The sequence below is a fragment of the Synechococcus sp. SYN20 genome, from assembly GCF_014279555.1.
GTDB lineage: Bacteria > Cyanobacteriota > Cyanobacteriia > PCC-6307 > Cyanobiaceae > Synechococcus_C.
In genome coordinates this window covers 1,273,010-1,296,103 of the sequence record NZ_CP047959.1, presented here as the reverse complement: position 1 = coordinate 1,296,103, position 23,094 = coordinate 1,273,010, and the positions used below count along the sequence as shown (strand labels likewise).

The following is a 23,094-nucleotide window of genomic DNA, read 5'->3' as shown; positions in this document are numbered from 1 at the left end:
GTGATCAGTACTCGATCTCGGCCCAGCGTGGGTCGCCTTCGTGCTGCCAGAGAGCGATCTCACCAGCTTTGGGCTCCAGGGCCATGACGTAATCGATCAGACCGTTGACGTCGTCATCGAAGAGAGCGGTGATCTGCAGTTCAGTCCCGCGCTCTTCAGAGACAGACCCCGACTTGAAGCAGATTCTGATGACGAGATCTTCCATGAGTCGGGGGTTGTTTGGTTTAGGTTGCCTGTATCTGTTCGAACTAGAACAGCTTAAAGGCGACAGACGCGGCGGATCAGGTCAGAAACCTCCGCATTCGTGAGCAGAGCAGCTCCAGACCAGGCTTCGAACTCGAGCATGATCATCTGGTCATCAGCGCCCATCTCCCTGTAGGCACGCTCGATCTCAGCGAAGTTGAGGGTGGTGGAAGCGAGCTTCATCATCTCCATCACAGAGATCAGGTTGCGGGTGGTCTCCAGTTCACTGTTGAAGCTGCGATCCATGCAGTCCTGAGCGAGGTGAATCCCCTCATGGCGCAGGGTGTCTTGCTCTTCAGCATTGAACTCAGAAGGATCCTTCCCTCCAGCGCAGACAGCCAGAACACGGCGACCAGGCATGTAGACGCCCTGGAACTTTGCCCCTGGCGGACACTCGTTGAGGAACTGCGTTCCTGTAGCTGAGATCGTGGCGGCCAAGTCCTTGACGTTGTCTGGATCAGAAGCCATGACGGGCGTGGCAAAAGCCAAGGTGATGATGGCCATTGCGGCGGCGGCTGTCTTCTTGAGCATGAGAAAGAGGGGGTTGTTCTAACTCGTACAGGCTCCCAGTCGTCGTTCGTCGCAACCGCTACAAAGACCGGTAAACTGAAAGCACGTTGACCCGGCAGTCGTCGGGTGCAGTCAGATCCAGGCCACGCAACGGGGGCCAGGGCGCTGTGGAGACCTTCATGTCCCCTCTCGCACACGCACAACGCTTCGCACAGCGTCAGCAACGCCTAAGCGATGCACAGATGGCGCATCTGCGTCAGACCGCCTATCGCGGTGTCAATACGACCGCCCATCAGTCTCCGGCGGCACTCAGAGCCCAGCCCAAGGTTTGCACCTACCGTGGTGTCAGCTATAAAGCCTCCTGAACGCGGTGATCAACCCGCTTCTCTGAGCAACCAAGGGCCTTCGGGCCCTTTTTCATGTCACCACATCAAGGGGGTTTCGTTCGGGATCTCCACCTGGAAGTCCAAGCCCAGCTCTTCAGCGATCTCGCGGGCTTGATCGACTTCTTGCGTCACACCAGCGCGAAACTCTGCAGCTTCCCCTGACTCGCGCCCAGAAAGCTCTTCTCCTCGCGACACCTGGGTCACGATCCGTTCCATTTCTTCGGCGCTGAGCGTCATGGGATGTGTCTCCAGATGGACGACGTGTCAAGTCTAACCTTCCGGCCAGGCCCTGTCCACCTATTCCTCGTCTTCTTCGAGGCGTGCCCTGCCAATCAATTCCAGATCTTCCGGACCATTGGCCGCTGCATACAACGCCTCAAAAAACAGACCCACCATCGGATCACCGTTCTCTGCTTTGTAGAGCTTGACGAGCTTGGCTGGGATCGTTTTGTCCTTTGGCCAGCGCATCGCCAATTTCTGAGCTTTGTCGAAATTGGATTCCATGTCGTCAAGCTATGAGTCGCAGCAGTGTTCCGCTGACAGGAAACCTTGGCCGCACCCGGTAGCTTGTGAGCATGACCAAGGAACGACCCACGGACGACGGCGCTGAAGGCAGGTTCACCGAGCATCCGCACGTCACTCGAGAGGAGGCAGGTCCGGTCACCGGCAAAGACGGCAAAGAGCTCTGGGCCGGCGATCCTGGATTCATGGAAGCGATGGCCGAAGAGATGGGCTTCGACTTCATCGACCTCACTTAACTCAATCGATCAGCTCGAGGTCGACGTCATAGATCACCTGCTTATTGCCGCCGATCTCTAGATCCTCATCGATGCGCTTGGTCACGTTCTTGACCCGGTAACTCTGGCCACTTGGCACCAGAACCTCGCTCTCCGTGGAGAAGTTGGAAGCGCCGGCAATCGGGACGCCGCTCTTGTTCTGCACGCTGAGCACAATCCCGACCATGCCTTTGCGGCCATTTGAGAATTGCTCGGCGGTGGCGTAATCGTCTGACCAACTCTCGACCGAATTGGTCTTCGTGCCCTTGCCCAGGTTCTTGATGAACTGCAGAGCAGACGCGTCGTCGGCCATGTGCAAGCCGCGCATGACCAATCCGTCGTACTTGGGCGCCTTGGCGATGAACTTCTCGAGCTCTTCGGCTGCTTCCATGTCCCTCTGCAGCTTGAGGGCGTTCTTGTTCTTGATCGCCTCCTTCGCCCTGGCTGTCTCGTAAGCGGTCAACTTGCCGCCTGCCTGCAGCTTCTGCGCCCATTGGGCATTCATGAATCGCTTGTAGCCCTCGTCGGTGTACTCCGCCACCTTCTGCAGGGCGCTGGTCATCTCCGCCCGGCTGTTGTAGCCGTAGGCCTTGAAGTCTTTCGCCCGGTAGATGTGCTCGACGTCGGTCGTCGTCCGATCGATCTTCGTGACAACGTCGCCCGGCTCCTCCTGCATGAGCTCGCGCTTCTGCTTTTGCAGTTCGGCTGCGCGTTTCTGCTCTGCTGCGGTCACCTTCTGGCCCGTGAGCGCCTTCTGTGAGATCGCCTTGATCTCCTTATTGATCGCCGCGATCTGATCCTCGACAGCCTTATTGGCGCTCTTCGCTGCAGCCTTGGCGGCCTTGGCGGCCACCTCAGCGTCGAGCTTGGCGATGTCAGCCGCGAGCTTCTTCTGAGCCTTGGCCTCGAGGGCTGCCTCGTACTTCGCCTTGGCTTCCTTCGCTTTCACCTCAGCAGCGGTGAGCTTGGGCGCAGCCGCTTTCTTGGCGGCCGTCTTCAGCGTGAGCGTCTTGGCAGCGTCGCTCTTGCTGCTCCACTGCTCCTTGCTCAGGCCGAGCTGCTCATTGACGAGCTTGAAGTCCTTCTCCGCCTGCGTCAGGTTCTTCTTGGCCTTGGCCTTGCTGGTCTTGATGCCTGCAGCCTTAGGCGCAGCTGTTGCCTCCTCCAGGACCTTGACGAGGTCGGGCTTCTTCAGCTTTGAGTAGCCCTTCAGTCCATTGGCCTTGGCTTCAGCCTGCAGTTGCTTGACGGTTTTCTTGCCGTAGTCGACCGGCTTGACCTCTGGGGTCTTAGCTGCAGCCTTTGGCTTTGCAGGTGTGCCTGTAGGGGAAGACTGTGTCTTTGCAGGGGCAGGCGTACCCGCAGATCTTGTCTTTGAGAGGGCCTCGACGAGCTGCGGCTTGGTCAGTTTCGAGTAGCCCTTCAGTCCGGCTTCCTTGGCCATCGCCTTCAGTTGCGGCACCGTGGCGCCCTTCTGCTTGGCCAGCACCTCGGCTGGGTTGAACAGGTCGTCCGGCTTGACGGTGCCGTTGTTTGCCCAGCGGTTCACCCGGCCTGGGGTGTCCGACATCGCCCGCTTCACGATCTTGTCCACGAACTTGAACGCCTCGGGTGAGGCCGTCTTCAGTGCGTTGGGGGCGATCGTGTACTGGACGAGAGTTTCCGCGAACCACTCCTCCTTGTTGGTCCTGCCGTATTGGCTCGGGGAGTAACGATCCTTGCCGCGGTACTTGGGAGAACCTGCCGCGAAGTGGATCTGGTGGCCCATTTCGTGGACATGGGTGAGCAGCCAGTCGTGATCACCGCGCTGGAGGACCTGGCCATTGGGGCCCTTGATCATCCGGTTGCCCACCCCTGACTTGACGTTTGCCGGTGCGTTGAAGTCCGCTGCGTCCCTGATGCCCTTCTCGATGTTTGAGCGCATCTTTTCGAAGGTGCCGCGATCGATTGGTCTGTCGGTTGCCAGGGTCTTGACCTTGGTGAATCCCCAGCCCTTTGCTGTTGTGCCGTTGACTCCGAAGGTGGGGTCGATGCCCAGGTCCCGGTCGAGTAGTGGAGTGCCGGCGTTGCTGCCCTTGCGCCTGTTCTTGATTTCGAGCAGGGCGGTGTCTTGCCATGACCGATTCGAGCTGTCGCCTCGTGCCTGAGAGGACTTGATCGAGCTCTCGAGCTGCTTGGCCCACTTGCCCCGCGTTGCATACGGCATCTGAGCTGCTGTTTGTCCGCCGGAGCCCATGACCGTGGAGATGTTGTATCTCTCCGCGAAATCCATCAGCTTCCGGAAGTTCGCGCCCGATGCACCGCTGGCCGATGCCAACGTGTTGAAGGTGTCCTTGATGCCCTGACGTGTGAGCCCACCATCGAAGCTGTCCTTCATCAGCAGCTTCTGCTCAGCGACGCGATCCGCTGAGGTCTTGCCCTTGAAGGTGCCCTTGGTTGCTGCTGGCCCTGCAGTCTTCGCAGTGTCGACCGTGCCCAGATTCCTGGCCTGCTTCTTCGCGAGTGCTTCCGCCCTGGCTTCCGCGACCATCTTCTTGGTGTCGATGCCGGTCTTGGCGAATTGCTCTTTGGCTTCCTTGCTGATCGCTGAGAAGAAATCGTCCTCGAGGTCTTCGCCCGAGCGTCCGTTCTTGAACTTGGTCTTCTTGACCGCCTTGGCGTAGACGTCGATCGCTTCTGCGCGGGTGATCTTGTTGGTCTTGACCCGATAGTCGATCTCGTCGAGGTAGTCCTCCTTCGCGCTAGCGACCTTGGCTGAGTTCTTGGCCTTGATTCCCCTCAGTGCGTCCTTCCTGGCCGCCTCACCGGCCTTCCTCATCGCGCTCATGAACGCGTTATCGATGGCCTCGTTGTAGTCAGCGCCGGGCTTCATGCCCGATTCTTTGATCGCCTTGGCGTAAGCACCTGTGGCCGCTTTGATGCTGATCCCGAACTGCTCAGCCCTCCACACGACCTCGTCGTAGTAGTCCTTCTTGCGTTCCTGGGTCTCAGCTGACTTCTTGGCCTTGATCGGCTTGAGCGCCTCGGTGCGCTTGGCCTTGGCTGCAATGCCCTCGACCTTGGCGAGGAGCTTGGCCTGCTGTGCCGGCTGCTCGGCCATCAGCTTCCAGCCCTGCTCGAGGCCCGCATCGATGATTGCCTGAGGAGCCTTCTTTGGTGCCTTGGCCGCTTGCATGTCGGCCTTGCGCTTGGCGATCATTGCGTCGCCTTGTTCCTTAGTGACCTGAGGGGCCTTGGCCTTGTTCAGGAAGTCATCCCAGAGCTTCGGATCGTTGATGGTTGGCTTCTTGCCGCCCACCTGTGTGATGACCTTGCGCAGTTCGCCCGACTTGTTGGTGTCGTAGAGCTCGACCTTGTCGAAGATCCCCTTCTTGATGGCTTCAGGGAGAGTTTTGGAGACATCGGCGTGAACGTTGCGGAGCATCCACTCGGGTGGAAGGCGTCCGGTCTTGAGGAAACGATCCCAGTTGCGTTGCGCTGCAGTGTTTGTGTCGGCGCTGACGTACTTGGCCTCGACCCTGTAGCCCTGGTCGCGCATCTTCTGAACCTTCTTAGACAGGGACTTGATGCCGCTGTCCCCTGTTCCATCGAGAACGACGTCGAACTTGCGCTTGGAGGCCTCGCTCATGATCCGCTTGGCCAGGTAGCTCGATTCCTCGTGCACCAGACCCGCTGCTGCCTGCTGTGCCTTGCCGCCTGTCTTCTGTGCCTTGGCGTACTCAGGGATGAGTTTCTTGATCTCGTCCGCGTCGATCACGACCTTGCCGGGTTGATCCAGGCCGGTCTTCTTCAACATGAAGCCCTTGCCTGAGGCAGGGCCACCACCAGACATGGTGAAGGTGGGGTTCTTGCTGACCACCCCGTTCTTCAGGAATTCGTTGAGGATCTTGTCGTGCAGCTTCTGCCGCTCCTTGGTCCAACGGGTATTGGGCCCTGGCTCTCCGTCCGCGTCGCTGAATCGCTGGTGGGTGAATTCCTCGCTTGGGCGCTCTTGAACCTCTGTGTCCCTGAGCTTCTGGGCCTCAGCCTCTAGCCGCTTTCTCTCGACGCGATTGGTCTCATCCGCTGCGGCTTGCTTGGCCGCTGTGGCCGCCACCTCGACATCGGGAATGATGCTGCCGCTTGGCGCATACAGGGGAGGGGAAGCCGGCTGGCCTGGGCGCAAATAGTTCTGCGTGTTGGTGGGCGTCTGGGCGTAGTTGCGCAGAGCCTGGTCAAGTTCGCTGTTGCTCTTGAGGATCGACTTGGGCTCGCCTCTCTTGTTGAGGTTCTGCTCCTTCTTCCACTGGTCGAGCTTCTGCTTCCTGGAATTGGACCAGTAGCCATCGTCGAGCTCCTCAGCGGCCTGCTTGGGCGTGATCTTCTTGCCCTTCATGTCCTTGGGCACATCGACCGGGATGAGGTCGCAGCGGCAGCGAGGGTGCGCAGGGATTGCGCTCTCGATCTCCTCGGCTGGATAGACCAGCCCGTCACGGCTCATGCAAAAGCCGCAGGTGCGCTCGGCTGCAGCGGACCACCTGACGTGGTCGTATCCCATCTCTCTGTATGAATCGAGCTTTCCGCCGATGTAGACGTTGGAGAGCTCTGTTCTGGCAATCATCTCGGCCCGTCCTGGGATGCCGAATCGCTTGTTGACGGCCTTGGACCTGTCGCTCTGTGTGCCCTGCTTCTCCTCAAGGATCAGCAGTTCGCGGATGTTCTTGCTCAGCTGCCGCCAGCTCATGCCCTGGGCTGCGGCGTTGCGAGTCATCGCCTTCACCCGATCGGTGAATTGCGAGTTTTCCTTCTGCCAGAACTGGTTCAGCCGCCTGTTGGCTGCGTTGACGGCATCGACGTTTGGCTTGGCGTTCTGATTGAGGGTCTTGTCTCTGTTTTTGAGGATGTTGTTGAGATCAACGCCTGACTCACGACCCAGTCGGTCGGCCTTCTTCAGTTCGGCGTCATAAAGGCCCTCAAGTGCCTTGCGCTGCTTGGCCGGCAACAGTTCGATCGTGCTCTCGATCCTGTTGGCCAGTTGCTGCGAGGTGTAGATCTGGGACCTGCTGTTGGGGTCCTTGGCTTTCTCGTCAGCGAGTTTTGTGTAGGACTTGCGCAGCTCAGCGAGCATCTGCTCGGCGCTGTTGGCCAGGATTGCGTTCTGAGCTTTCGTGGTGCCATCACCTAGCCCGTCGAGCTTGTCGACCCAGGCCAGGGTGGAATTCTCAAGATCAGCTCCAGTACCTGCCACTTGCACCAAATCTCAGCGCACAAGTGTTCCGGCGCCTGGCTATTCGTCGAGCTCGTTGATGGCGTCCATGCGCTTGGCCCAGGTGGTGCCGGTGTCGTTGCCGCGCATCGGGTTGATGCACTGCTTGTCGCCGAGGGTGTTGCAGACCAGGCCAGCGAGGTCCTCCTCTTTTGCCTTGGCTCCGGTGGACCAATACAGCTGCCCATCAATCCACTTGGCGCCACATTTTCCGCAGGCTTTGATGTCCATGACGCGCTTGTAAGAACAGCGCAGGATTCCGAGGGCGCTAAGCCGCGGCCCCCGCGCAGCTGCTCCCGGAAGCGAAAACACGAGGCACAAAAAAAAGGGCCCTTAGGCCCGGTGTCTCAGTCCTGTTCGACGTGCTCCCAGTAGCTGTGCTCAGGGTGGAAGACATAGAGGTGCTCAATGTCCATCAGCTCATCCCAGCAGTTCGCGGGATAGTTGCTGGTGATTGGCTCCATACCGTCGCCGCGCTCGCAGTGATAGAGCGGGCCAGGCTCCTGCTCGGTCTCGTAGCGCAAGAGGCCTTCGGCGTCACGCACGAAGCCGCCTTGTGCGTCGCGAAGGACAGAGCCGTTGTCCCAGGTGCTGCGGGTGCGGAGCTGGCTCATCGAGCCATGGGCCACCAAGGCCACGACGGCCTCGGCTGTGGTGTAGTGCTCGGTGAGGATGGGGAGCTGGTGCTCGGGATTGCCATCCCAGTGGCAGTAGCTGGCTCTGATGTTGCCGTTGGGGAGCTTGTAACCGATTGCAGATCTCGTGGCCATGATGTTGTTGGGGTTGTTGGGGTTCGAATAGTGACAGGCTATGGGCCCCGAAGGGCCCAGGTGATCAGGCGGCCTTTGGCTTGCCCAGGCGGGTCAGGTTGCGGGCAACGCCGCAGAACTTGCCATCGACGAGGCGAACCTTGCCGACAGCGCCGACATAAGCGCCGATCTCCTTGGTCTCGATCTCCTTCTTGATCAGGAACTCGACCTCCAGTGGCTGCATCTCACCGCGTGTGACGGTGATGACAGCCAAGCGACCGTGGATGGCTGTGAGGCGACCGACGGCGGTGTAATCGAAGGCGGTGGACTTGGTCATGTTCCGGTTCTTTCGGGGACTCCTTAAGTATCGCCCTTGGTGGACGTGGTGTCAACACTGCAAGCTGAGAGCTGGCTGAGAATCGGCAGCGTCGGCGATCTGACATGGCGCCTATAGGAAAGGGCCACGAAGGGCCCAGGTGGATCAGGCGTTGAGGTGAGCCGTCCCGATGACGTGGTTGGCCACGTCAAAGCCGAAGCGGTGGTGGAGCTCATCGACCATGGCGCGAACCTTGCCGTGTGGTGCTGTGTGATACAGGCCGCGGACGACAGCGATCAACTGATCGTCGGACATGTCAGCCATCTCGAGATCCCAGAGGAAGGAGTCGGTGGCGGTAAAGAGTGGAGCGGTCATGATTGTTGTTGGGGTTGTTGGGGTTCGAATGGTGACAGGCTATGGGCCCCGAAGGGCCCAGGTGATCAGCGCTGGCCGGCCATGGCCTGCTGTCTCGGGTGGATCATGTCCCGCTTGTCCTCGTGGCCCCAGGGATCGAGGCTTGGGCGGCTGGCGATCGTGTCCAGGCTGTCCAGACACTCGGGGTGGTATTTCGCCCACCAGCCCTCGGGGTTGTAGGCGGAGAACCACCACTCGGTGGTCATGTAGAGCGGGCGGCCTGTGGCGCTGTGGGTCTTGGTCTGTTTCATGTTGTTGCGGTTAGAACTCGAACAGAAGAAGGGCCCAGAAGGGCCCGCGGGATCAGGCTCCCTCGGCCTGCTCATCGGCGAACTCATCGGCGAGGCGCATCTCCTTGAGCTGGTCCGCGTTGTCCTGCAGCGTGTCGGTGAGCTCATCGATCTCGACGCCTGCGTTGATGGCGAAGTCCTCAAGGAATCCGGCGCAGTCGCCGGCCTGAATGAACTCAGCGGCGTAGGCGGTGATCGCGGCGATCAATGCTGCAGCCTTGGTCTCGGTCTTGGTCATGTTGTTGGGTGTCTTGTGGACTCCTCCAGTGTAGATCCTGAGGGACGTGGTGTCAGCAGCAGGGATGAGAGTTCGCTGAGAATCCGGCTGAGACTTCGCTGAGGATCTTTCGGCGGGCCCGAGAGCCGCTGCTCATGGCCGCGGCTTAACGACTGGCGTCCCCTGAGCTGTGCGGTGCAGGGTGCCCCGATGCTTGGAGGGGTGCTCCGCCCCATCGGGATCCACCAGCACGACGCGGGCGAAAACCTGGCCTGTGGCGGACTCGATGAGGCGGACTTGGTAGGTCATCAGGCGTTGACCGGAACAGCAACACCGCGAACCGACTCGAAGAAGATCCCAGTGGCGATCGTGCCTCCGTTCTCCCGGTCGAACTCGAGGAGCTCTTTGCCCTGGCGGTAGCCGGCCAGAGCCGTGACCCGCTTCATGGCCTTCTCCACCAGGTCAGGACGTCCAACCCAGGAGGGCGTGTAGTTCACGACCCGGCCATCGCTCATGGTGGCCTCCATGTAGACCGCGTGGGTGTAGGTGTTCTTGGTCTTGCGGGTGAACACCTCGCCGCTCTCGGCGGTGGCTGTGAGCGCGGTGGGCTTGGGTGTGGCGGCTTTCTTCTTGGCCATTGTTGTCAGGGTGCGAATGGTTACAGGGAAAGGTTCCGAAGAACCCGTTCAGGTCAGGCGGCGGCGGCCATGGCTTGCTGCAGCTCGAGGGGGATGTCAGCGAACACTGCGGCCATCACGGCCTCCTCTGTGCAATCTGCGGGGAGCATGTCCCAGCGGCCCTCGCCGATCACGGCTTCGAATGCTTCCTTGGCGGTAAAGCCTGCGGCGTTGATTGCCAGGATTGCAAGGCTCATGGCCTGGCTCTTGGTGGCTTCGAAGTCGACTGCGATCTGGTAGGCAGCGGTTCTGATGGTGGCGATGTTGGTCATGGTTGGCTCCGGTTGCTTGGCTCCTTAAGTGTGCATTCTGTTGGACGTGGTGTCAAGCAATTCGTCTGAACAGCTCGGCCTGCAGCTCCTGAAGCTGAGTGATGTTGCGCTCTTGAGTCACTTGCAACCTCAAGCCTGCCTGGTGTCTGGTGGTGGCCTCGATCAGCTTGATCAGGTTCTCGGTGCGCAGGCGGGTGACGTAGGTGTTGTAGTTGGCCATGATGTCAGGGTGCGAATGGTGATAGGTGAAGGGCCCAGGTGGGCCCGCTTGGCTCAGGTGTTGTTGGCGATGCCCTCGGCCATGTGGCGCAAGAAGTGGTGGATGTCGCCGTTCCTGCAATCGATCTGGCGGATGATCTGCTCGATCTGCTGGCGCTCTTGGCCCTTGGTGCCCTTGATCGCTTCGATCACGACGCCAGTGGGGATGATGTGAGTGGTGCCAAAGATGCCGGCGGCTGGGCGCTTGTCGGTGACCTCGTAGATCTCCTCGGTCAGGTTCTTCTCGTCGAAGTAGGTGGTGAAGAAGTCGGCCATGTTGTTTTCCTTCGGGACTCCTTCATTGTGCTTTCTAGTGGACGTGTTGTCAATGAGAGGACGCTGAGAGTTCGCCGCTGGCAAGATCAGCTCATGAGCGACAACAACGAACAGACCCATCCCCTCTATGCGACCGACCGCGACCGGCTGGACGCTGCGCTTGGCCACCAGGGCGATCCGACGAACACGCACCTCACAACCGTCGCGATGCTCTTCTCCAGGTACGCGGAATTCCCTGGCTCGCCTGACATCAAGCAGGACTTAGAGAAGCTCCTCAAGATCTGGAAGCTCAGCCGCGACGAACTGAACATCAAGACCCGCAAGATCTGGACCAGTGGCTGGAGGCCAGGCCGGGAAGACCAGGTCGACGATGAGGTGGGATCAGGAGCAGACGTCGAAGGATCCGAGCCATAAAAAAGAGCCCCTCATGTGGGGGCTCGCGGGCAGATCTAGATCTTGAGAGGCCTCCGATCAGCTCTCCTTGGCTGGCTTCTTGGCGGCCTTCTTATCGGCTGCCACCTCCTGCTCCTTCTTGGGGTCCTTCTTCTTGGCCTCAGGCGCTTTGCTGAAGTTGCCCGCCGCAGGTGCCATATCCTCAGGGCCACCGGTTAGGCCGCCCATCGCCTCCATCTGGGCCATCGCCTCCTCTTGGGCCTTCTTCTTCTCCTCATCGATGCGAGCGATCTCCTCCTCGATGTCGATGTCATGGCTCAACGCATGACCACGCTGCAGCTCCTCGAGCAGGGTCTGATGACTGATCGCGCTCTCACCAAACAGGTTGAGGTAGCTCTGAACCTCCGTCGCCTCGAGCGGGCGTTGGATCAGGTTGTCGCTCACCTCGATGCCTGACTCCTCAGCCACCTTCTCGCCGGTATAGATCGCCCACAGCTTGAGCACCATGTCGAACAGGCTCTCCTTGTTCTCGATCAGCGTCTTCACCTGGGCCTGAATCTGAGCGCCCTGCAGGACGGCCTCTGTCGCGGTCTTGGTCTGCTCGCTGCCATACATGAAGGCAAGGCTCGAGCGATCCATCAGCGCCTCTACGTGCTTGATCTCCTCTTGGTGCTGGGCCAGGGAAGATCCACTCGGCTCAGCGAAGAAGAAGTCGCCCTCCTCAGGTAGATCGATCGCGGTGTTGGGTCCAATCGTCAGAGGTGCGGGCCTGCCGTGTTGATCAGTCGGTGCTCCCTTGCGCACAGGAACAGGCATCGACAATTTATGGATCAGCTCAGCCAGGTCGCTGCGCAGCTGGAAGTGTTGGATCGAGAGATCGGCCAGGCCATAGAGGGGCACGTCACCGATGCCGAAGCGGCTGCCGGTTGCACCCATCCAGACCAAGGGCACAACAGGGAGGCTCGTTTCGCCCTGGGCCACCACAACTTGGGTCCACTTGCTGTCAGCAGCTCCGCGAACCAGCTTGAACTTCGTGTATCCGCCTGGGTAGAGGTAGCAATAGACCGGCTCGAGCTTGGTGCCGAACTGACCGTCTTCTGAGGGCTCCTCGACGATCGTGCGAATCACGCACTGCTCGACCATCTCCCGGCCAGCTCGCATCGTTGTCCGCCAATTGATGATGTTGGCTCGCTCAACGGGCACCAAGTACGGCCGCTTGCCCGCTTCTGATTCCTCGAGCGCTGACTCCAGGCCTTCGTCTTCAGGTGGCATCTCCACCAGCAGAGCAGCGCCACCATCACGCAAGACCAGCTGGTCCAGGTCGTTGAGCAGCTTGGCCAGGCTGGATCCCATCAGATCCACGTTGCTCAGGTTGTCCTCGAGGGTCTTGGGTAGCTCGTGCTCTTGGTAGTTGCCCAGCAGGCCAGCGAAGGCCTTGATCGCATCGCGAAAGACCGGGGTGTAAGTACTGCGGCTCAGCCGTGATTCGAACGCCTCATCAGGCTCGCCTGGCTCTTGCGTTAAGTAGCGCCCTTTGCACTGGGGGCTCCTCATCAGCTCGTAGCAATCACGAACTTTCTCCAGCTCGGGAAACAGTGCCCGGAGCTCGGGTCTCACATAGCTGACGAGTTCAGGGTCGTCGATCGGATGGGCGACAAGAACGTCAAGCATTGGAGCCCTCTCGGCTGAAGTGTGATGAGACGAGGCATCACGCCTGCGCTGTCAGAGGATTCCGGCCCTGTCTATGCAACATCTGCTCCGCCATGAATGCGGAAGTTGCAGTTGCGTGTGTTTTCTGGTTACTGTGGTGACAACACACGCAGCCTGAGGGAAGCTCGACAAATTACGCAGCCGACCTCCTCTCGGGAGAGAACTTTCTGGCCATTGGCGGCTATCCGATCGATCTTGACCGCGCAGAAAAGAACCAAAACTGGTGTCCGGTGATCCTTCTTCCTGGCATGGAGGTCGCCAATGAGATTGTCGTCTACGACATGAACTGCAGTTGCATCTCCCTGGTCGTTCAAGTCACAGGCTTCAAGCACCTCGGCGGCAACGCATGGCAGCCCAACGTCTCATCAGTCGAGGCGATCGAGACATACAGCGTCCCCTACAGCCTGGAAGCTCGAGTAAACGAAGCCATCACCGGCAACGCCTGCATGATGGGCACGGTTCCTGGCTGGGAGGCCACTTCTTACCGCTACGACTTGCTGAATGGTCTCGCCGAGCAAGAAGGCAACGTTGAACAGACCGAGCTCATCATCGAGGAGATCATCAACGTCCGGGCCACTCAGGCCAAGGAACACCGCGCCAGCAAGAAGGACATCGTCAAGACGGTGAGCCTCCTGCTCGAGGCCCACTGCCAGCCTGAGCTCTTCATTCTGAGAGATGGGCGCGAGATGTTGCGCCGTGCAATCAATCAAGGCTTCATCAACCGCCAGGACCTCGAGGACACCCTCCTGGTCCCTTATGCGTTCGACTTCAACATCTAGGCAACAAGAAAGCCCCCTTTCGGGAGCTCCTGAAGTCATGTGCGGCTGACTTGTGCCGAACTGTGAGCCCTGCCCTTGGGTGTGGGTCTTGCAGCTATGAAACAAACTACGAGGCGACGTCACCCATGGTGGACGTGGTGACAGCGATGATCCGGCCATCACAGAAGCTGAGCCGAGCACAAGGCCTCTTCTCCCATGGCCCGGAGTACTGCGAGGCATAGACCAGGACTGGCCCCCACCATGGCGTGATCAGAACCCTGCCTCGGTTGCCATTGCGTGACCAGGTCAGGGTGTCCCATGGGCCGCGGCGTTCGTCCTCAGGCTTGGCGACATAGTCGGCGGTGTCCCTCAAGCTGATCTCGTACAGCTGACCCTTTGGGCTGATCCAATACCGGCCCATCGAGCACATCAAGTCCTTGGTCTGTAGCTCGTGATCCCAGGGACAGCCAAGGATCTTGTAGCTGCTGGTGACCGTGTCGAACATGCCCATCACTTCCTCGCCCTGTCCTGAATGCGGACAAACTTGAAGGGAGGCAACGGAGCCCAGCCCCGCTCCTTGTGAGCGCGTTGGAGCTGCTTGTACAGCTTCCACTGCATCCGGCGGAGCTTCCAGTTCAGGTGCATCAGCTCCAGCTCGAGGCCGATCTTCATGGCCACCAGATAGGTCTCTTCTGGGAAGCAAACAGCGCAAAGGAACAGGGTGATGGAGATGAAAGCCGTTGAAGCGGTCATAGGGTCACAATCAAAGATCAGAATTCGAACCAGGACTGATGCGGGCGAAAGCTTCAAGCGCCTCCTCCAGCGTCTGGAAGCAGTTGTTCCGCTTCGTGAGTTCAGGCGGCATCTCAGGCATCGGATCGGTGCACCATGCGAACTCGATCCCCATCACGGACATCTCCCACAACTTCATGTGGATCTCCTTGAAGGGATCAACGCCTTGGCCCACGACATAGTCGAAAGCCACAGCCCAGTGGTTCTTGACCAGCCATGGCCGCGGCTCGACATTCAGCTTGTCGCCCAGGGCCTTAGCTGCCTCGAGGTTGGAGCGGATACCGACGAAGGCAAAACACAAAGGGACCCGAAGCTCATCCATCTCGGTGGCTGGGTCCCATGTGGCCAGGCAGTAGTTGCGCTGGCGCAAAGTCACGCGACGATCTCCTCAGCTCCACGCCGGGTGAAGCAAGGCTCCATCTCGGTGTCGAAGATCCTCAGCGCCTCGTACATGCTGTTGGCCTTCACCACCAGCTGTTGATAGAAGTGCGAGCTGCCGCAGGTGTAGAAGATCCGGAAGGACTTGGCCTGTGGCTTGCGAAAGAGAAAACGGAACATCAGTCCACCTCCCCGCGCTCTTCTTCCTCGTCGCTGATCTCGTGCAGAACAGGAAACGGGGCCATCATCTCGACCAGGTCGCGAACCAAGGTGTCCCGGCCGCGCTGCAGGATGTTCAGCTCCTGCGCCTTGCTGGCCAATGTCTGATCAGCGAAGTTGATCACACTCACGCCCTGAACAGCTTCAGGAGTGAAGTCGGCTCGGGCATAGACCTTCTTGTTGATGACGATGTGGAGGTCTTGGTCGTAGGTGAAGTCAGCCATGGAAGAAGTAGTGGTGGTGGAGTGTTCCGGCGAGTGGGTTGAGGACTTAGTCATCAATTCGCCGGGTTTCGGAGTACTGGCCGATCAGCTGCAGAGACCCTTCCTCTGAGAAACCAATCGTTTGCCTCAGGCGGATGTTGTCTCCGATGAAGCGGATCTCCTCGCGGTATTTCGAGCCGCCATAAGCGGTGTGGAACACGACGGTGTCCTCGTCGACGAGCTCGAGACGGCAGGAGGTGGGCTCCTTGGAGAAGTACCCGATGTCACGGACGAGAAGATCGCCGGACAACTCGAGGCGCATCGTTCCTGCTGATGCCTCGCGAAGAACCTCACCGCTTAGGTCGACCATGTCGGAGGACCAGGCCACCTCGTACTTGCAGGTGCCGGTGTGGGTGGTGACGAAGCGGGTCTTGATCAGCTGAGGGATGGTGCCCTTGGGCGTGAAGTAGCGATAAGAGCGATCGGAGTTCCAGGACCCGACGCAGCGGTCAAACCAGGAAGTGAAAGGTGAATAGCAAGTCATGGTTCGAACTCAGATAGGACAGAGGGATAGGAGAAGCAGCGCTCGAGGTGTGAACAGGTTTGGCGTGCCTGGCTGTACTCATCACGCTTGATCGGGTAGCGGAGCATCGTGCTCTGGTCAGCGGATTGGAACCACTCGCAGAGGGTGGCGAGCCATGGTTCGCGGATTTCAGCGTTCATGAGCGGGGACGTCGGTGTAGAGGAGCTCGAGGCGGAGGAGGAGATCCTCTGTTTCTTCAACTTGAACAAGGATGTGAGTGTCGCCACGGGCTTCAGCGACGTCGCGAGAGAGCTGGATGATGTCCCAAAGGGGCCAGTTCTGAATGGTTTGAGGATCCATCAGAAGCACCAAGCACGTGCGATCGAAGCAGCAAAGGCTTCGGTGTTGGCGCCGTAGCTGCTCCAATCGAAGGGGGCACAACGGACCTGAATTTTTTCGAGGCCCGAGGGGCCATAAACGTGAATGGTGTCGGTGGTTCCGTAGCTGCCGGAGTCGTAGAGGTAGGAGACTTCGTAGCCATTGATGTGGCCTCCGGCCTTAGCTGGCTGGGTCACAGCCATGGCGAGGCTGAGGGCAGCGCCGGTTCCAGCAGATGCAGCAAGGAGTGCGAAACGGTTCATAGAAAAGAGGGGGAAGAAGTCGGGGGTAGTTCGGGGTGATACAAACTACGGGTGTTGTGTATGGCTTCGCATACGCTCTCGCGTCTGTTCCAACTCAGATAGGATCTCTTCACGCGAAACGTGGGCGCGATCTCCTCCGCCGTAGTAAGAGCGGCCATCCCAGTAAGCGATCGAGGACCACTCACGAGACATCGCATCAGCAGCGCCTAGGCCATTGCCTGACAACCCGTTGATGTAGAGCCACACCAGCGGACGCTTGTTCTTCAGCAGAGCCAGGAACAGACGATCCTGATTCTCAGGACTGAACATGTCGGCACCTGATAGCCCTGCAGAACGCACAGCCATGGGCATGGTGATCCCGATGATTTGATAGCGGCCTGCCGCATGAAGACGCCTCTGGCCCTGAGCCAGGAGGATTTCACCGATGGTGATCTCACTACAGTCACGCCCGCCAAAGACAGCGCTCAAGCCATCGCGTCCAAGGTCAGAAGCACGCCCACGGTTCGCGGCGTTGTATCCGCCCATGGTTGTGGACTCACCTTTGGCCACGAGATCAGCCAGCGGTGCAAGCACTGAGCGAAGGGTTGAAGTTGGCTCAGGGTTGACCGTGACCTGGATGGTCGTTGCTGGGCCGATCGATGAGAGGGCCTGATCGAGGCGAGACGGTGTAGCTGCTGGGGCCAAGAGAGAGAAGAAGAGGAGAAGAGCTGCGGTAGGCATGGAGCCATGCGAAGAGAGCATCCGGGGATTGACAGGGGGTGTGAGCAGACCCGGCTCCGAGGCTGTGCCTTCTGCTCCCTGTTGCTGTTCTAACTCGAACAGCTAGTTGACAGCAGAGTTCCCGTTGACCTGCACAGCGCTGCAAACGCTGAACTCTGGAAAGGATGCAACGTCGATCTGAATGCCCTGAGCCGCAAAGCCTGCGCATTGGTGGATCATCGTGACCTGGGTGTCGAGCTGCCTTTGCCTGGCGATCTCAACGGCGAGTTCCTTGCAAGCTCTGCCAATGGAGCCACCAAGCGGCATCACATAGGACACAGAAGCTGAATAGCCATCGAAACCACCACTCCCGCCTGCATAAGAGGAGGAGAAGGCAAGCCCAGGAGTTGGGCAGTTGATCCCAGGCCCGAAGCTGTACTCACTGATCGAGTTGTTGTTGATCTGAGTGTTGTGGTTGACCCCGCCTATTGGGCTCTGGTTGACCATGCCGCTGTTGTTCTGGTTGTTGACGGAGTTCTGCTGTGCCGAGCCACCAGCAAAAGCTGGCGCACCAATAGCGGAAAGGCCGAGCAACAAAGGAAGAGCAAAGCGGTGCATGGTTCAGAAAGGAAAGAGGTCAGAAATCAGATCAGCGCTTCTCAGCGAGAGAAGGTGGCGGACTCGGTGAAGCCGCTATTGGCACCACCAGAGAAACGTTCGCGAGTGTTCGTTGTTGAGCCGTAGTTCTCAGTCACGGTGCGGAAACCACCTGAACCACCAAACAAACGAGCACCACCACCAGAGACGGAGTGCTCAGTCACAGATCCATTGACGTGGGAGTCGGTGACGCTGCGGCCTTCGAAGGTGGAATAGGAGGATCCGTGGCTGTGACGGACACCGACTTCAAGAGCCATGGCAGGTGCTCCAAGCAGCAAACCAGCAGATACAAGGAGAAGAGCTTTCATGAATGAATAGGAAAGAAAAAGGGCCCGCCTGCGCGAGCCCTACAAACTACGAGTCCCTGTTCGAACTAGAACAGCTTCAAACCTTGCCTTCTGCTTCTGCCCTGTCCGCTGATGCGATGCAGGCGGCTGACGTGCAAGCAGCTGAGGTTGTCAGCTCGAAGTCAGCGCTGTCGTGCTTGGCCAGGGCCTGGTGGAAGTCCTCGCAGCCCTCACCACGGATCGAGACGCGCTCAACCATCTCGTCGTACACCTCTTTGCTGATCGGTTCAAAGGGAAGACGGGGGAAGGTGGCATTGGCGTCAAACCGCGCAAGCAAAGCGGCGCTGATGTAGCCCTTGCCCATGTGGCCATGGATGAGTTCGGCCAGCTGGTCGATCTCGTGCTCACGGAACTCGATGGTGGCTGAGGTGTTGTGCTCGGTGTAGTGGGTCTGAACTGACATGTACAGACCGAACTGGGCCGCGGCTGACAGCTGAGACAGATCGTGCTGATCAACGCCTGGGATGTTGGCCCATGAAACCTCAGTCGGGATCTCAATCAGCCACTCGGTCGAGCGTGGATCGTTGATGTCGTCGAGCAGGTTGCCCTCCTCATCGCGTGCGCTCTGAGCTGGAATCACCGAGAAGCCGTACTCCATTGCAGCCAAGGCGACGGGATCGTTTGCCCCAACAGTGATCCGGCGGATGAAACGCTGCGCTTTGGGAGGGTGCCAGCCAGAGGAGGCTCCTGTAAGGAGGCTCTTTGTGCCTGCGGGCTGAACTGTTGTCGTGCGGTTAGGCACCTTCAGGTCATGACGCTCGCAGTACTCCTTGACCGTGGTGTGAACAGCACGGCGCCAGATGCCGAGATAGCCCTTCTCTTTCTCGATGAACTCATAGCCCTCCTGAGTATTGGGGCGGCCAGCCATCATCCAGGCGAGCCAAGGCTCACCAAAGGCGTGCACGAAGAAATCGAACAGGCCGGTGAAACTGACGCCAACGATGGGGTCCATCATCCGGCTGTAGGCATAACGGTCGACGGCGAACTCGTGATGGAGAAGAGCTGCGACCTGTAGGCCTGCGGCTTGGAAGGCCTCGATCTGGGCGTCGATGTTGCGGGGGTCGATGGTGTTGAGGTGCACCTCGGCCAGGTTGCAGTGGAAGTCGTGGCCAAGGATCTCACCGCAAGGGTTGAGTCCATAGCGCTGCAAGCGATCGGTCAACTCTTCTTCCTTCTCTTCCTTGTGCATGTCGGGGCGTTCGACATCGATCAGGGAGCAGAGAAAGTCCTTGCCATAGCCCTGCTCGTACATCTCCATGAATGCCTCCATGTCGTCGCGTGTCTCGAAGAGATCAGCGGAAGACCTGGCGATGGCCTCGGGCACGTACTGGATGGCGCCTTCTCCTGAGAAGAACTGCTTGGTCACCGCAGCCTTGACGTCCTCGAGGCTTGGTTTGGTGTGAGCGCAGCGGGTGTGATTCGCCATGCGCAGGTTTTCCTTGATCGGGTCCACCTTCCAGTTGCCCTTGGCGTCCTGCGTGTACAGGTTGTCTTTGGCGTCCTTGGCCTCCAGGTCATCCCAGGAGAACTGACGCATCCCTGCAGACCTGCGGATATTGCCGGCCACGATGCAGGCAGCCGCTTCATCGATCAGCAGGCAACACTCAACGGCTGAGAGCTTGCGGCCCTGGGCCTGGGAGAGCAGCGAGGCCACCTTCTTGAACATGTCGCCCAACTTGACGGGGTTGGATGTTCCGCCAAAGCCTTTGAGCTTGCGGCCAGCGGGGCGAACCTGAGAGAGATCGATGATCACCTTGAGGCAGTCGTTGCCGTCCTTGTTCAGCCTGGCTCTGAGATTCGGGTCGTAGGCCAGTTCGATCAGTCGCTGATAAGCAGAGACCCATCCCTTGCGGGAGTCGCCAACGATGATTCGTGCGCTTGCTTCGTTGAACTTCCCGATCATCCGGGTTTCGGCGTCACCACCATCTGTGCCCAGCTCTGTGACCTTCGTGATCTTGAGGCGGTTCAGGATCTTGGGAAGCTTGGCCACCATGTCCTTCTCGAGGATGGCGCCTGTGCCTGAGCCCATCATCGCGAGCTCCATCATCAGGCCGAAAGCTTCAAGGCTGTCGACGTTGGTGCTCGTGCAGTTGTAGGCGCCGGAGAAATTCTCCTGTTGCTTGATCCATTGGGTGCCACCAACCCAAAGCCAACGGCCTGAAGGGAGAGCGTGCTGCCCCAAAGCCTGCTTCAGGACAAGGGCTTCCTCATCTTCTGTGAACTGGCCAAGCTCCTTGATGTCCTTGGCGACGCGATGGATGGCTTCCTTGAAAGTCTCGCGCTGATCGCTTTCGGTGCGGCGGCTGTAGGTGCGATAGAAGACCACATTTCCCGAGGGTGCGTGCTCGCGGAATTCCTCGGGGTCATAGGTGCCCAAAAGGACGGCATCGACCAAGGTCTCAAACAAAACAGAGGTGATCCGGCCCTCGGCGCGGAAAAGCTCCTCTCCCTCGTTTACGAGAAGGATTGTTGGGATGACCTTGGCGTTGTACTTAGCGGCCTCAGCTTCCTGACGATCAGCGTGGATGATGCGAATTCCAGCGGATGTGAGGGGCTTGAGTTCGAGAACTTCCTGAATACGCGCATCCATGTCCCGGCATGGCTCGCAACGGTCTGGAGCTGAAATAAGAACGATCTGCATCGGGTGGGATAAGGAATTGGGAAAAGAAAGCCCCGGCTAGGCCGAGGCGGTGTACGTGTTCGAACCAGTACTGGTTAGACGTAAGTGGAGAAGAGGGTGAACAAGGTCTGCGCGAATGCCTTGCCGTCCTGATAGCCAGGCTTGTTGTAGACCTGTGTTTCGCCCTTGGTGGCGATCAAGCAAGGGATGCCTCCGGAGAAGCCCAGCTCGGATGCTTTGGCTTTACCTGCTGGTGTCGAGAGATCAACCTCCTCGACCATGGCCTGGCTGCGTGGGTTCATGGCCCTGGTGTTGCTTTGCAAAACCGGGCGGAACTTCTTGCACCAGCCGCACGTCTGGTAGTTGACGATGGCGTAGAGCTTGAACATGGGCGTCAGGGGTAGGAGAGCTGAAAGACCATCGACTCGTCAGAGTTGAAGCGGTCTTTTGTGAGCAGGGCTTCAGCCTCTGCCTTCGTGGCATACGGGCCGAAGATCTCGTCGGGCGTGGCTAGGACGAACCATTCACCGTCGAGTCGCGTCTGCGAAGCAGAAGAGGATTCCGAGACGTCGAAGCCGAGCTTCTTGTCGAAGTTGACGTCAAATGTGTAGACATCGACGCCCTCATACCCATAAGGGTCTTGAGTGAATTCAGTGCTCATGGGTCAGTCCTCATAAATGCGGCACTCGATGGCGCCTTCGTTTTCCTCGCAGAAGCGCTCGAACTTCCTCTCGAAAGTGAGCTCAGTGACTGGGGCGTGATCATCAGGGCAAGTACAGGTGCCGGTCTGTGCGCAGTAGGCGCAAGAGGGAGGGCAACTGCAGTCCTTTTTGGTGCGTTGTCCGGGAGCAGTCATGGAAGTGAAGAGAGGGGTTTTCAGAGATCAGCGACGTCCTTGGCCGCGGTACTTTTTCTTGCCCCTGCCGTAGGAGCCGCGCTTGCGCCTGCCGTGCCCGATTGAGGTGCGTTTCATGGTGTGAGATGCGTCGACAGGACAAGCTACGAGTCCCTGTTCGATTCCGAACAGACACAAAAAAGAGGCCCGAAGGCCTCCTGGTGTCTTGCTTGTTCCAAGTCGAACAGGATCAGATCACAACAACAATCGGCTGGATCTGATGAGTCGAGCGGTGGGCCTTGTCATGGCTCTTGGCGTTGTAGGCCTCGAGCTCTTCGATGATGTGATAACCCTCGATGCCCACGACGTTCTGGAGATCAACCTTCAGCCCGAACATGCTCCCGCCGTGAGCGGCGTCGACCACGTGAAAGTTCTGAGCTGCCTTGGAAGCCAGCTGCAGTGCTTGGCCGCTGTAAGCGTTAGCCCCAGCGAGTGAAGCGTTGCGGCTGATGTAGTCACCAATCCTCGAAGCGTGGATGTGTCCGCACAGGATGTGGGTGATCCGCTGGCCAATGGAGGCTGACTTCTGGCCGATGATCGCCTGGACCTTCTTTTGATCGTCGGCGTTCACCTGGTGACCATGGATCAGAAGGATGGTCTCCTGGTGGACTTGGAACACCTGCTCGTTGCCCTTCAGGGAGTGGAAGCGAAGACCTCTATCGCCGGCCATCACAAACCCGAGGATGTCGTAGATCATCGCGTCGTAGTTGTCGGTGACAGCGAGGTCGCCCCAACCGAGTTCCTGCTTGGCCCTGCCTTCGTTACCGGTGATCCCGAAGCAGTCGACAAAGAACTCCTCGCGGAGATCCATCACGAACTGGCGCAGGATGTGCACCGCAAGGATGGTTGCCCGTGCCCGATTGGTGGACATGGAGAGGAGTTCGTCGAGGCGACGATCTGAATTCAGCAGATCACCGCCGAAGCAGATCACGATCTTCTCGATGCCAAAGACCTTGGCCTGCAACTTGACCACAGAGGCGAGCTTCTGGAGGCGCTTGGCAGCGATTTCGAAGTCGTAGTGATTGTCGACCTGGTCGATCAGCTCGTTGAAATGGAGGTCGCTGAGGTGAACAAGGCCAACGGCAGAGTCAGAGTCATGGGGGCCAGTGCGGACCGTGTAGTCCGGCATGTACTCCTGCATCACCTTGGCGGCTGCAGTTAGCTCGCGGGCATAGGCCTCGATCGCGTTTTCGACGCGGGCGTGCTCACGGAAGGACTTGGCCTCGATGCGGTTCTTGTCGCGCTGTCCTTGGAGCTGCTTGGCCAACCTGACGTTCTGAACCTGGATCTCAAGGTCAGCTGCATCGAGCTTCTCCTCAAGAGTCCATTCAGCGACAGGACTGGGCGGGTGCTCGACCTCCTCAGCAATCGAATCGAGGAAGAGCTGGTCTAGATAGTCGGGATCGTCGCGCTCACCACCAGCGCCAGGGCGTGGGGTGAATTCCTCGGGATAGGCCTTGCGGTACTTAGCAAGGGTGTTCTGTTCGGCAGACATCGGGGTGCCATAGCCATCCATGACCTCGGGGAATTCGAGGGCAAGAGCATCGAAAGCGAGCCCTTTTGTTGCGTACAAGCCCGACTGCAACAGGGAGTGCAATCGCTTGAGGTGGTTAGAAGAGGCAGCCATAAA

36 protein-coding genes are annotated in these 23,094 nt (G+C 59.0%); 4 read left to right on the top strand and 32 right to left on the bottom strand.

Features of this window, described 5'->3' with window-relative positions; translation table 11 throughout:
- Window positions 1-4: 4 nt before the first annotated feature.
- Window positions 5-205: a hypothetical protein gene (locus SynSYN20_RS06790; RefSeq protein ID WP_186525265.1), complete on the bottom strand. Its 201-nt coding sequence runs from the start codon at window positions 203-205 to the stop codon at window positions 5-7.
- Window positions 206-258: 53 nt separating this feature from the next.
- Window positions 259-774: a hypothetical protein gene (locus SynSYN20_RS06785; protein ID WP_186525264.1), complete on the bottom strand. Its 516-nt coding sequence runs from the start codon at window positions 772-774 to the stop codon at window positions 259-261.
- Between the two features lie 158 nt (window positions 775-932).
- Between SynSYN20_RS06785 and SynSYN20_RS06780 the strand changes: the two genes are divergently transcribed.
- Window positions 933-1,118 carry a hypothetical protein gene (locus SynSYN20_RS06780; RefSeq protein ID WP_186525263.1) on the top strand — a complete coding sequence of 62 codons (186 nt, stop codon included), beginning with the start codon at window positions 933-935 and terminating at the stop codon, window positions 1,116-1,118.
- 57 nt (window positions 1,119-1,175) lie between these two features.
- On the opposite strand, the gene SynSYN20_RS06775 is transcribed toward SynSYN20_RS06780, so the two are convergent.
- Both SynSYN20_RS06775 and SynSYN20_RS06770 read right to left on the bottom strand, forming a co-directional pair.
- Window positions 1,176-1,376 (bottom strand): hypothetical protein, encoded by a 201-nt coding sequence (locus tag SynSYN20_RS06775; protein WP_186525262.1) that lies wholly within the window; start codon window positions 1,374-1,376, stop codon window positions 1,176-1,178.
- A 60-nt stretch (window positions 1,377-1,436) separates the two neighbouring features.
- Window positions 1,437-1,643, bottom strand: coding sequence for a hypothetical protein (locus SynSYN20_RS06770; protein WP_186525261.1), 207 nt, complete (start codon window positions 1,641-1,643; stop codon window positions 1,437-1,439).
- Between the two features lie 71 nt (window positions 1,644-1,714).
- Between SynSYN20_RS06770 and SynSYN20_RS06765 the strand changes: the two genes are divergently transcribed.
- Window positions 1,715-1,897 (top strand): hypothetical protein, encoded by a 183-nt coding sequence (locus SynSYN20_RS06765; RefSeq protein ID WP_186525260.1) that lies wholly within the window; start codon window positions 1,715-1,717, stop codon window positions 1,895-1,897.
- A gap of 1 nt (window position 1,898) precedes the next feature.
- Here SynSYN20_RS06765 and SynSYN20_RS06760 read toward each other — a convergent pair whose 3' ends face one another.
- From SynSYN20_RS06760 to SynSYN20_RS06710, 11 genes are all read right to left on the bottom strand, one after another.
- Complete coding sequence (locus tag SynSYN20_RS06760) at window positions 1,899-7,142, bottom strand: zeta toxin family protein (RefSeq protein ID WP_186525259.1); 5,244 nt, start codon at window positions 7,140-7,142, stop codon at window positions 1,899-1,901.
- A 39-nt stretch (window positions 7,143-7,181) separates the two neighbouring features.
- Entirely contained in the window at window positions 7,182-7,472 is a 291-nt protein-coding gene (locus SynSYN20_RS06755) for a hypothetical protein (protein WP_222929763.1), read from the bottom strand.
- Window positions 7,473-7,507: 35 nt separating this feature from the next.
- On the bottom strand, window positions 7,508-7,930 hold the full coding sequence (locus tag SynSYN20_RS06750) for a hypothetical protein (RefSeq protein ID WP_186525258.1): 423 nt from the start codon (window positions 7,928-7,930) through the stop codon (window positions 7,508-7,510).
- A 64-nt stretch (window positions 7,931-7,994) separates the two neighbouring features.
- Window positions 7,995-8,246 carry a hypothetical protein gene (locus tag SynSYN20_RS06745; protein WP_186525257.1) on the bottom strand — a complete coding sequence of 84 codons (252 nt, stop codon included), beginning with the start codon at window positions 8,244-8,246 and terminating at the stop codon, window positions 7,995-7,997.
- A gap of 144 nt (window positions 8,247-8,390) precedes the next feature.
- Complete coding sequence (locus tag SynSYN20_RS06740) at window positions 8,391-8,600, bottom strand: hypothetical protein (protein ID WP_186525256.1); 210 nt, start codon at window positions 8,598-8,600, stop codon at window positions 8,391-8,393.
- 65 nt (window positions 8,601-8,665) lie between these two features.
- Window positions 8,666-8,890: a hypothetical protein gene (locus SynSYN20_RS06735; RefSeq protein ID WP_186525255.1), complete on the bottom strand. Its 225-nt coding sequence runs from the start codon at window positions 8,888-8,890 to the stop codon at window positions 8,666-8,668.
- A gap of 52 nt (window positions 8,891-8,942) precedes the next feature.
- Complete coding sequence (locus SynSYN20_RS06730; RefSeq protein WP_186525254.1) at window positions 8,943-9,167, bottom strand: hypothetical protein; 225 nt, start codon at window positions 9,165-9,167, stop codon at window positions 8,943-8,945.
- A 132-nt stretch (window positions 9,168-9,299) separates the two neighbouring features.
- A complete protein-coding gene (locus tag SynSYN20_RS06725; RefSeq protein WP_186525253.1) occupies window positions 9,300-9,455 on the bottom strand; it encodes a hypothetical protein in 156 nt (51 codons plus the stop codon).
- Entirely contained in the window at window positions 9,455-9,784 is a 330-nt protein-coding gene (locus tag SynSYN20_RS06720; RefSeq protein ID WP_186525252.1) for a hypothetical protein, read from the bottom strand. Before SynSYN20_RS06720 ends, SynSYN20_RS06725 begins: the two co-directional genes overlap by 1 nt.
- 53 nt (window positions 9,785-9,837) lie before the next feature.
- On the bottom strand, window positions 9,838-10,095 hold the full coding sequence (locus tag SynSYN20_RS06715) for a hypothetical protein (RefSeq protein WP_186525251.1): 258 nt from the start codon (window positions 10,093-10,095) through the stop codon (window positions 9,838-9,840).
- A 52-nt stretch (window positions 10,096-10,147) separates the two neighbouring features.
- On the bottom strand, window positions 10,148-10,315 hold the full coding sequence (locus SynSYN20_RS06710) for a hypothetical protein (RefSeq protein WP_186525250.1): 168 nt from the start codon (window positions 10,313-10,315) through the stop codon (window positions 10,148-10,150).
- Window positions 10,316-10,353: 38 nt separating this feature from the next.
- On the opposite strand from SynSYN20_RS06710, the gene SynSYN20_RS14695 reads away from it, so the two are divergent.
- Window positions 10,354-11,043 carry a DUF3288 family protein gene (locus SynSYN20_RS14695; protein WP_370586722.1) on the top strand — a complete coding sequence of 230 codons (690 nt, stop codon included), beginning with the start codon at window positions 10,354-10,356 and terminating at the stop codon, window positions 11,041-11,043.
- A gap of 57 nt (window positions 11,044-11,100) precedes the next feature.
- Here SynSYN20_RS14695 and SynSYN20_RS06700 read toward each other — a convergent pair whose 3' ends face one another.
- On the bottom strand, window positions 11,101-12,693 hold the full coding sequence (locus tag SynSYN20_RS06700; RefSeq protein WP_186525249.1) for a DUF4055 domain-containing protein: 1,593 nt from the start codon (window positions 12,691-12,693) through the stop codon (window positions 11,101-11,103).
- 287 nt (window positions 12,694-12,980) lie between these two features.
- Between SynSYN20_RS06700 and SynSYN20_RS06695 the strand changes: the two genes are divergently transcribed.
- On the top strand, window positions 12,981-13,511 hold the full coding sequence (locus SynSYN20_RS06695; protein WP_186525248.1) for a hypothetical protein: 531 nt from the start codon (window positions 12,981-12,983) through the stop codon (window positions 13,509-13,511).
- A gap of 106 nt (window positions 13,512-13,617) precedes the next feature.
- Here SynSYN20_RS06695 and SynSYN20_RS06690 read toward each other — a convergent pair whose 3' ends face one another.
- The 16 genes from SynSYN20_RS06690 to SynSYN20_RS06615 all read right to left on the bottom strand — a co-directional run bounded on the left by SynSYN20_RS06690 (window position 13,618) and on the right by SynSYN20_RS06615 (window position 23,091).
- The gene (locus tag SynSYN20_RS06690; protein WP_186525247.1) at window positions 13,618-13,995 is read right to left on the bottom strand and encodes a hypothetical protein; all 378 of its coding nucleotides are present in this window, start codon (window positions 13,993-13,995) and stop codon (window positions 13,618-13,620) included.
- Between the two features lie 5 nt (window positions 13,996-14,000).
- Window positions 14,001-14,243, bottom strand: coding sequence for a hypothetical protein (locus SynSYN20_RS06685; RefSeq protein WP_186525246.1), 243 nt, complete (start codon window positions 14,241-14,243; stop codon window positions 14,001-14,003).
- Window positions 14,244-14,253: 10 nt separating this feature from the next.
- Window positions 14,254-14,658, bottom strand: a complete 405-nt coding sequence (locus SynSYN20_RS06680) for a hypothetical protein (protein WP_186525245.1) — start codon at window positions 14,656-14,658, stop codon at window positions 14,254-14,256.
- Window positions 14,655-14,840: a hypothetical protein gene (locus SynSYN20_RS06675; protein WP_186525244.1), complete on the bottom strand. Its 186-nt coding sequence runs from the start codon at window positions 14,838-14,840 to the stop codon at window positions 14,655-14,657. The genes SynSYN20_RS06680 and SynSYN20_RS06675 overlap by 4 nt, the downstream gene beginning before the upstream one ends.
- Window positions 14,840-15,157 carry a hypothetical protein gene (locus SynSYN20_RS06670; RefSeq protein ID WP_186525243.1) on the bottom strand — a complete coding sequence of 106 codons (318 nt, stop codon included), beginning with the start codon at window positions 15,155-15,157 and terminating at the stop codon, window positions 14,840-14,842. The genes SynSYN20_RS06675 and SynSYN20_RS06670 overlap by 1 nt, the downstream gene beginning before the upstream one ends.
- Complete coding sequence (locus tag SynSYN20_RS06665) at window positions 15,150-15,626, bottom strand: phycobiliprotein lyase (protein WP_186525242.1); 477 nt, start codon at window positions 15,624-15,626, stop codon at window positions 15,150-15,152. The genes SynSYN20_RS06670 and SynSYN20_RS06665 overlap by 8 nt, the downstream gene beginning before the upstream one ends.
- Window positions 15,623-15,805 carry a hypothetical protein gene (locus tag SynSYN20_RS06660; RefSeq protein ID WP_186525241.1) on the bottom strand — a complete coding sequence of 61 codons (183 nt, stop codon included), beginning with the start codon at window positions 15,803-15,805 and terminating at the stop codon, window positions 15,623-15,625. Before SynSYN20_RS06660 ends, SynSYN20_RS06665 begins: the two co-directional genes overlap by 4 nt.
- Window positions 15,795-15,965, bottom strand: coding sequence for a hypothetical protein (locus SynSYN20_RS06655; protein WP_186525240.1), 171 nt, complete (start codon window positions 15,963-15,965; stop codon window positions 15,795-15,797). The genes SynSYN20_RS06660 and SynSYN20_RS06655 overlap by 11 nt, the downstream gene beginning before the upstream one ends.
- Window positions 15,965-16,246, bottom strand: coding sequence for a hypothetical protein (locus SynSYN20_RS06650; RefSeq protein WP_186525239.1), 282 nt, complete (start codon window positions 16,244-16,246; stop codon window positions 15,965-15,967). Before SynSYN20_RS06650 ends, SynSYN20_RS06655 begins: the two co-directional genes overlap by 1 nt.
- Before the next feature lie 45 nt (window positions 16,247-16,291).
- Entirely contained in the window at window positions 16,292-16,966 is a 675-nt protein-coding gene (locus SynSYN20_RS06645; protein WP_186525238.1) for a hypothetical protein, read from the bottom strand.
- Window positions 16,967-17,068: 102 nt separating this feature from the next.
- Window positions 17,069-17,563, bottom strand: a complete 495-nt coding sequence (locus SynSYN20_RS06640; RefSeq protein WP_186525237.1) for a hypothetical protein — start codon at window positions 17,561-17,563, stop codon at window positions 17,069-17,071.
- A 41-nt stretch (window positions 17,564-17,604) separates the two neighbouring features.
- A complete protein-coding gene (locus SynSYN20_RS06635; protein ID WP_186525236.1) occupies window positions 17,605-17,910 on the bottom strand; it encodes a hypothetical protein in 306 nt (101 codons plus the stop codon).
- Window positions 17,911-17,986: 76 nt separating this feature from the next.
- Window positions 17,987-20,590 (bottom strand): ribonucleoside-triphosphate reductase, adenosylcobalamin-dependent, encoded by a 2,604-nt coding sequence (nrdJ, locus tag SynSYN20_RS06630; RefSeq protein ID WP_255476398.1) that lies wholly within the window; start codon window positions 20,588-20,590, stop codon window positions 17,987-17,989.
- A 74-nt stretch (window positions 20,591-20,664) separates the two neighbouring features.
- On the bottom strand, window positions 20,665-20,958 hold the full coding sequence (locus tag SynSYN20_RS06625) for a hypothetical protein (RefSeq protein ID WP_186525235.1): 294 nt from the start codon (window positions 20,956-20,958) through the stop codon (window positions 20,665-20,667).
- A gap of 5 nt (window positions 20,959-20,963) precedes the next feature.
- A complete protein-coding gene (locus tag SynSYN20_RS06620) occupies window positions 20,964-21,230 on the bottom strand; it encodes a hypothetical protein (RefSeq protein WP_186525234.1) in 267 nt (88 codons plus the stop codon).
- A 424-nt stretch (window positions 21,231-21,654) separates the two neighbouring features.
- Complete coding sequence (locus SynSYN20_RS06615) at window positions 21,655-23,091, bottom strand: hypothetical protein (protein ID WP_186525233.1); 1,437 nt, start codon at window positions 23,089-23,091, stop codon at window positions 21,655-21,657.
- Window positions 23,092-23,094: the final 3 nt, after the last annotated feature.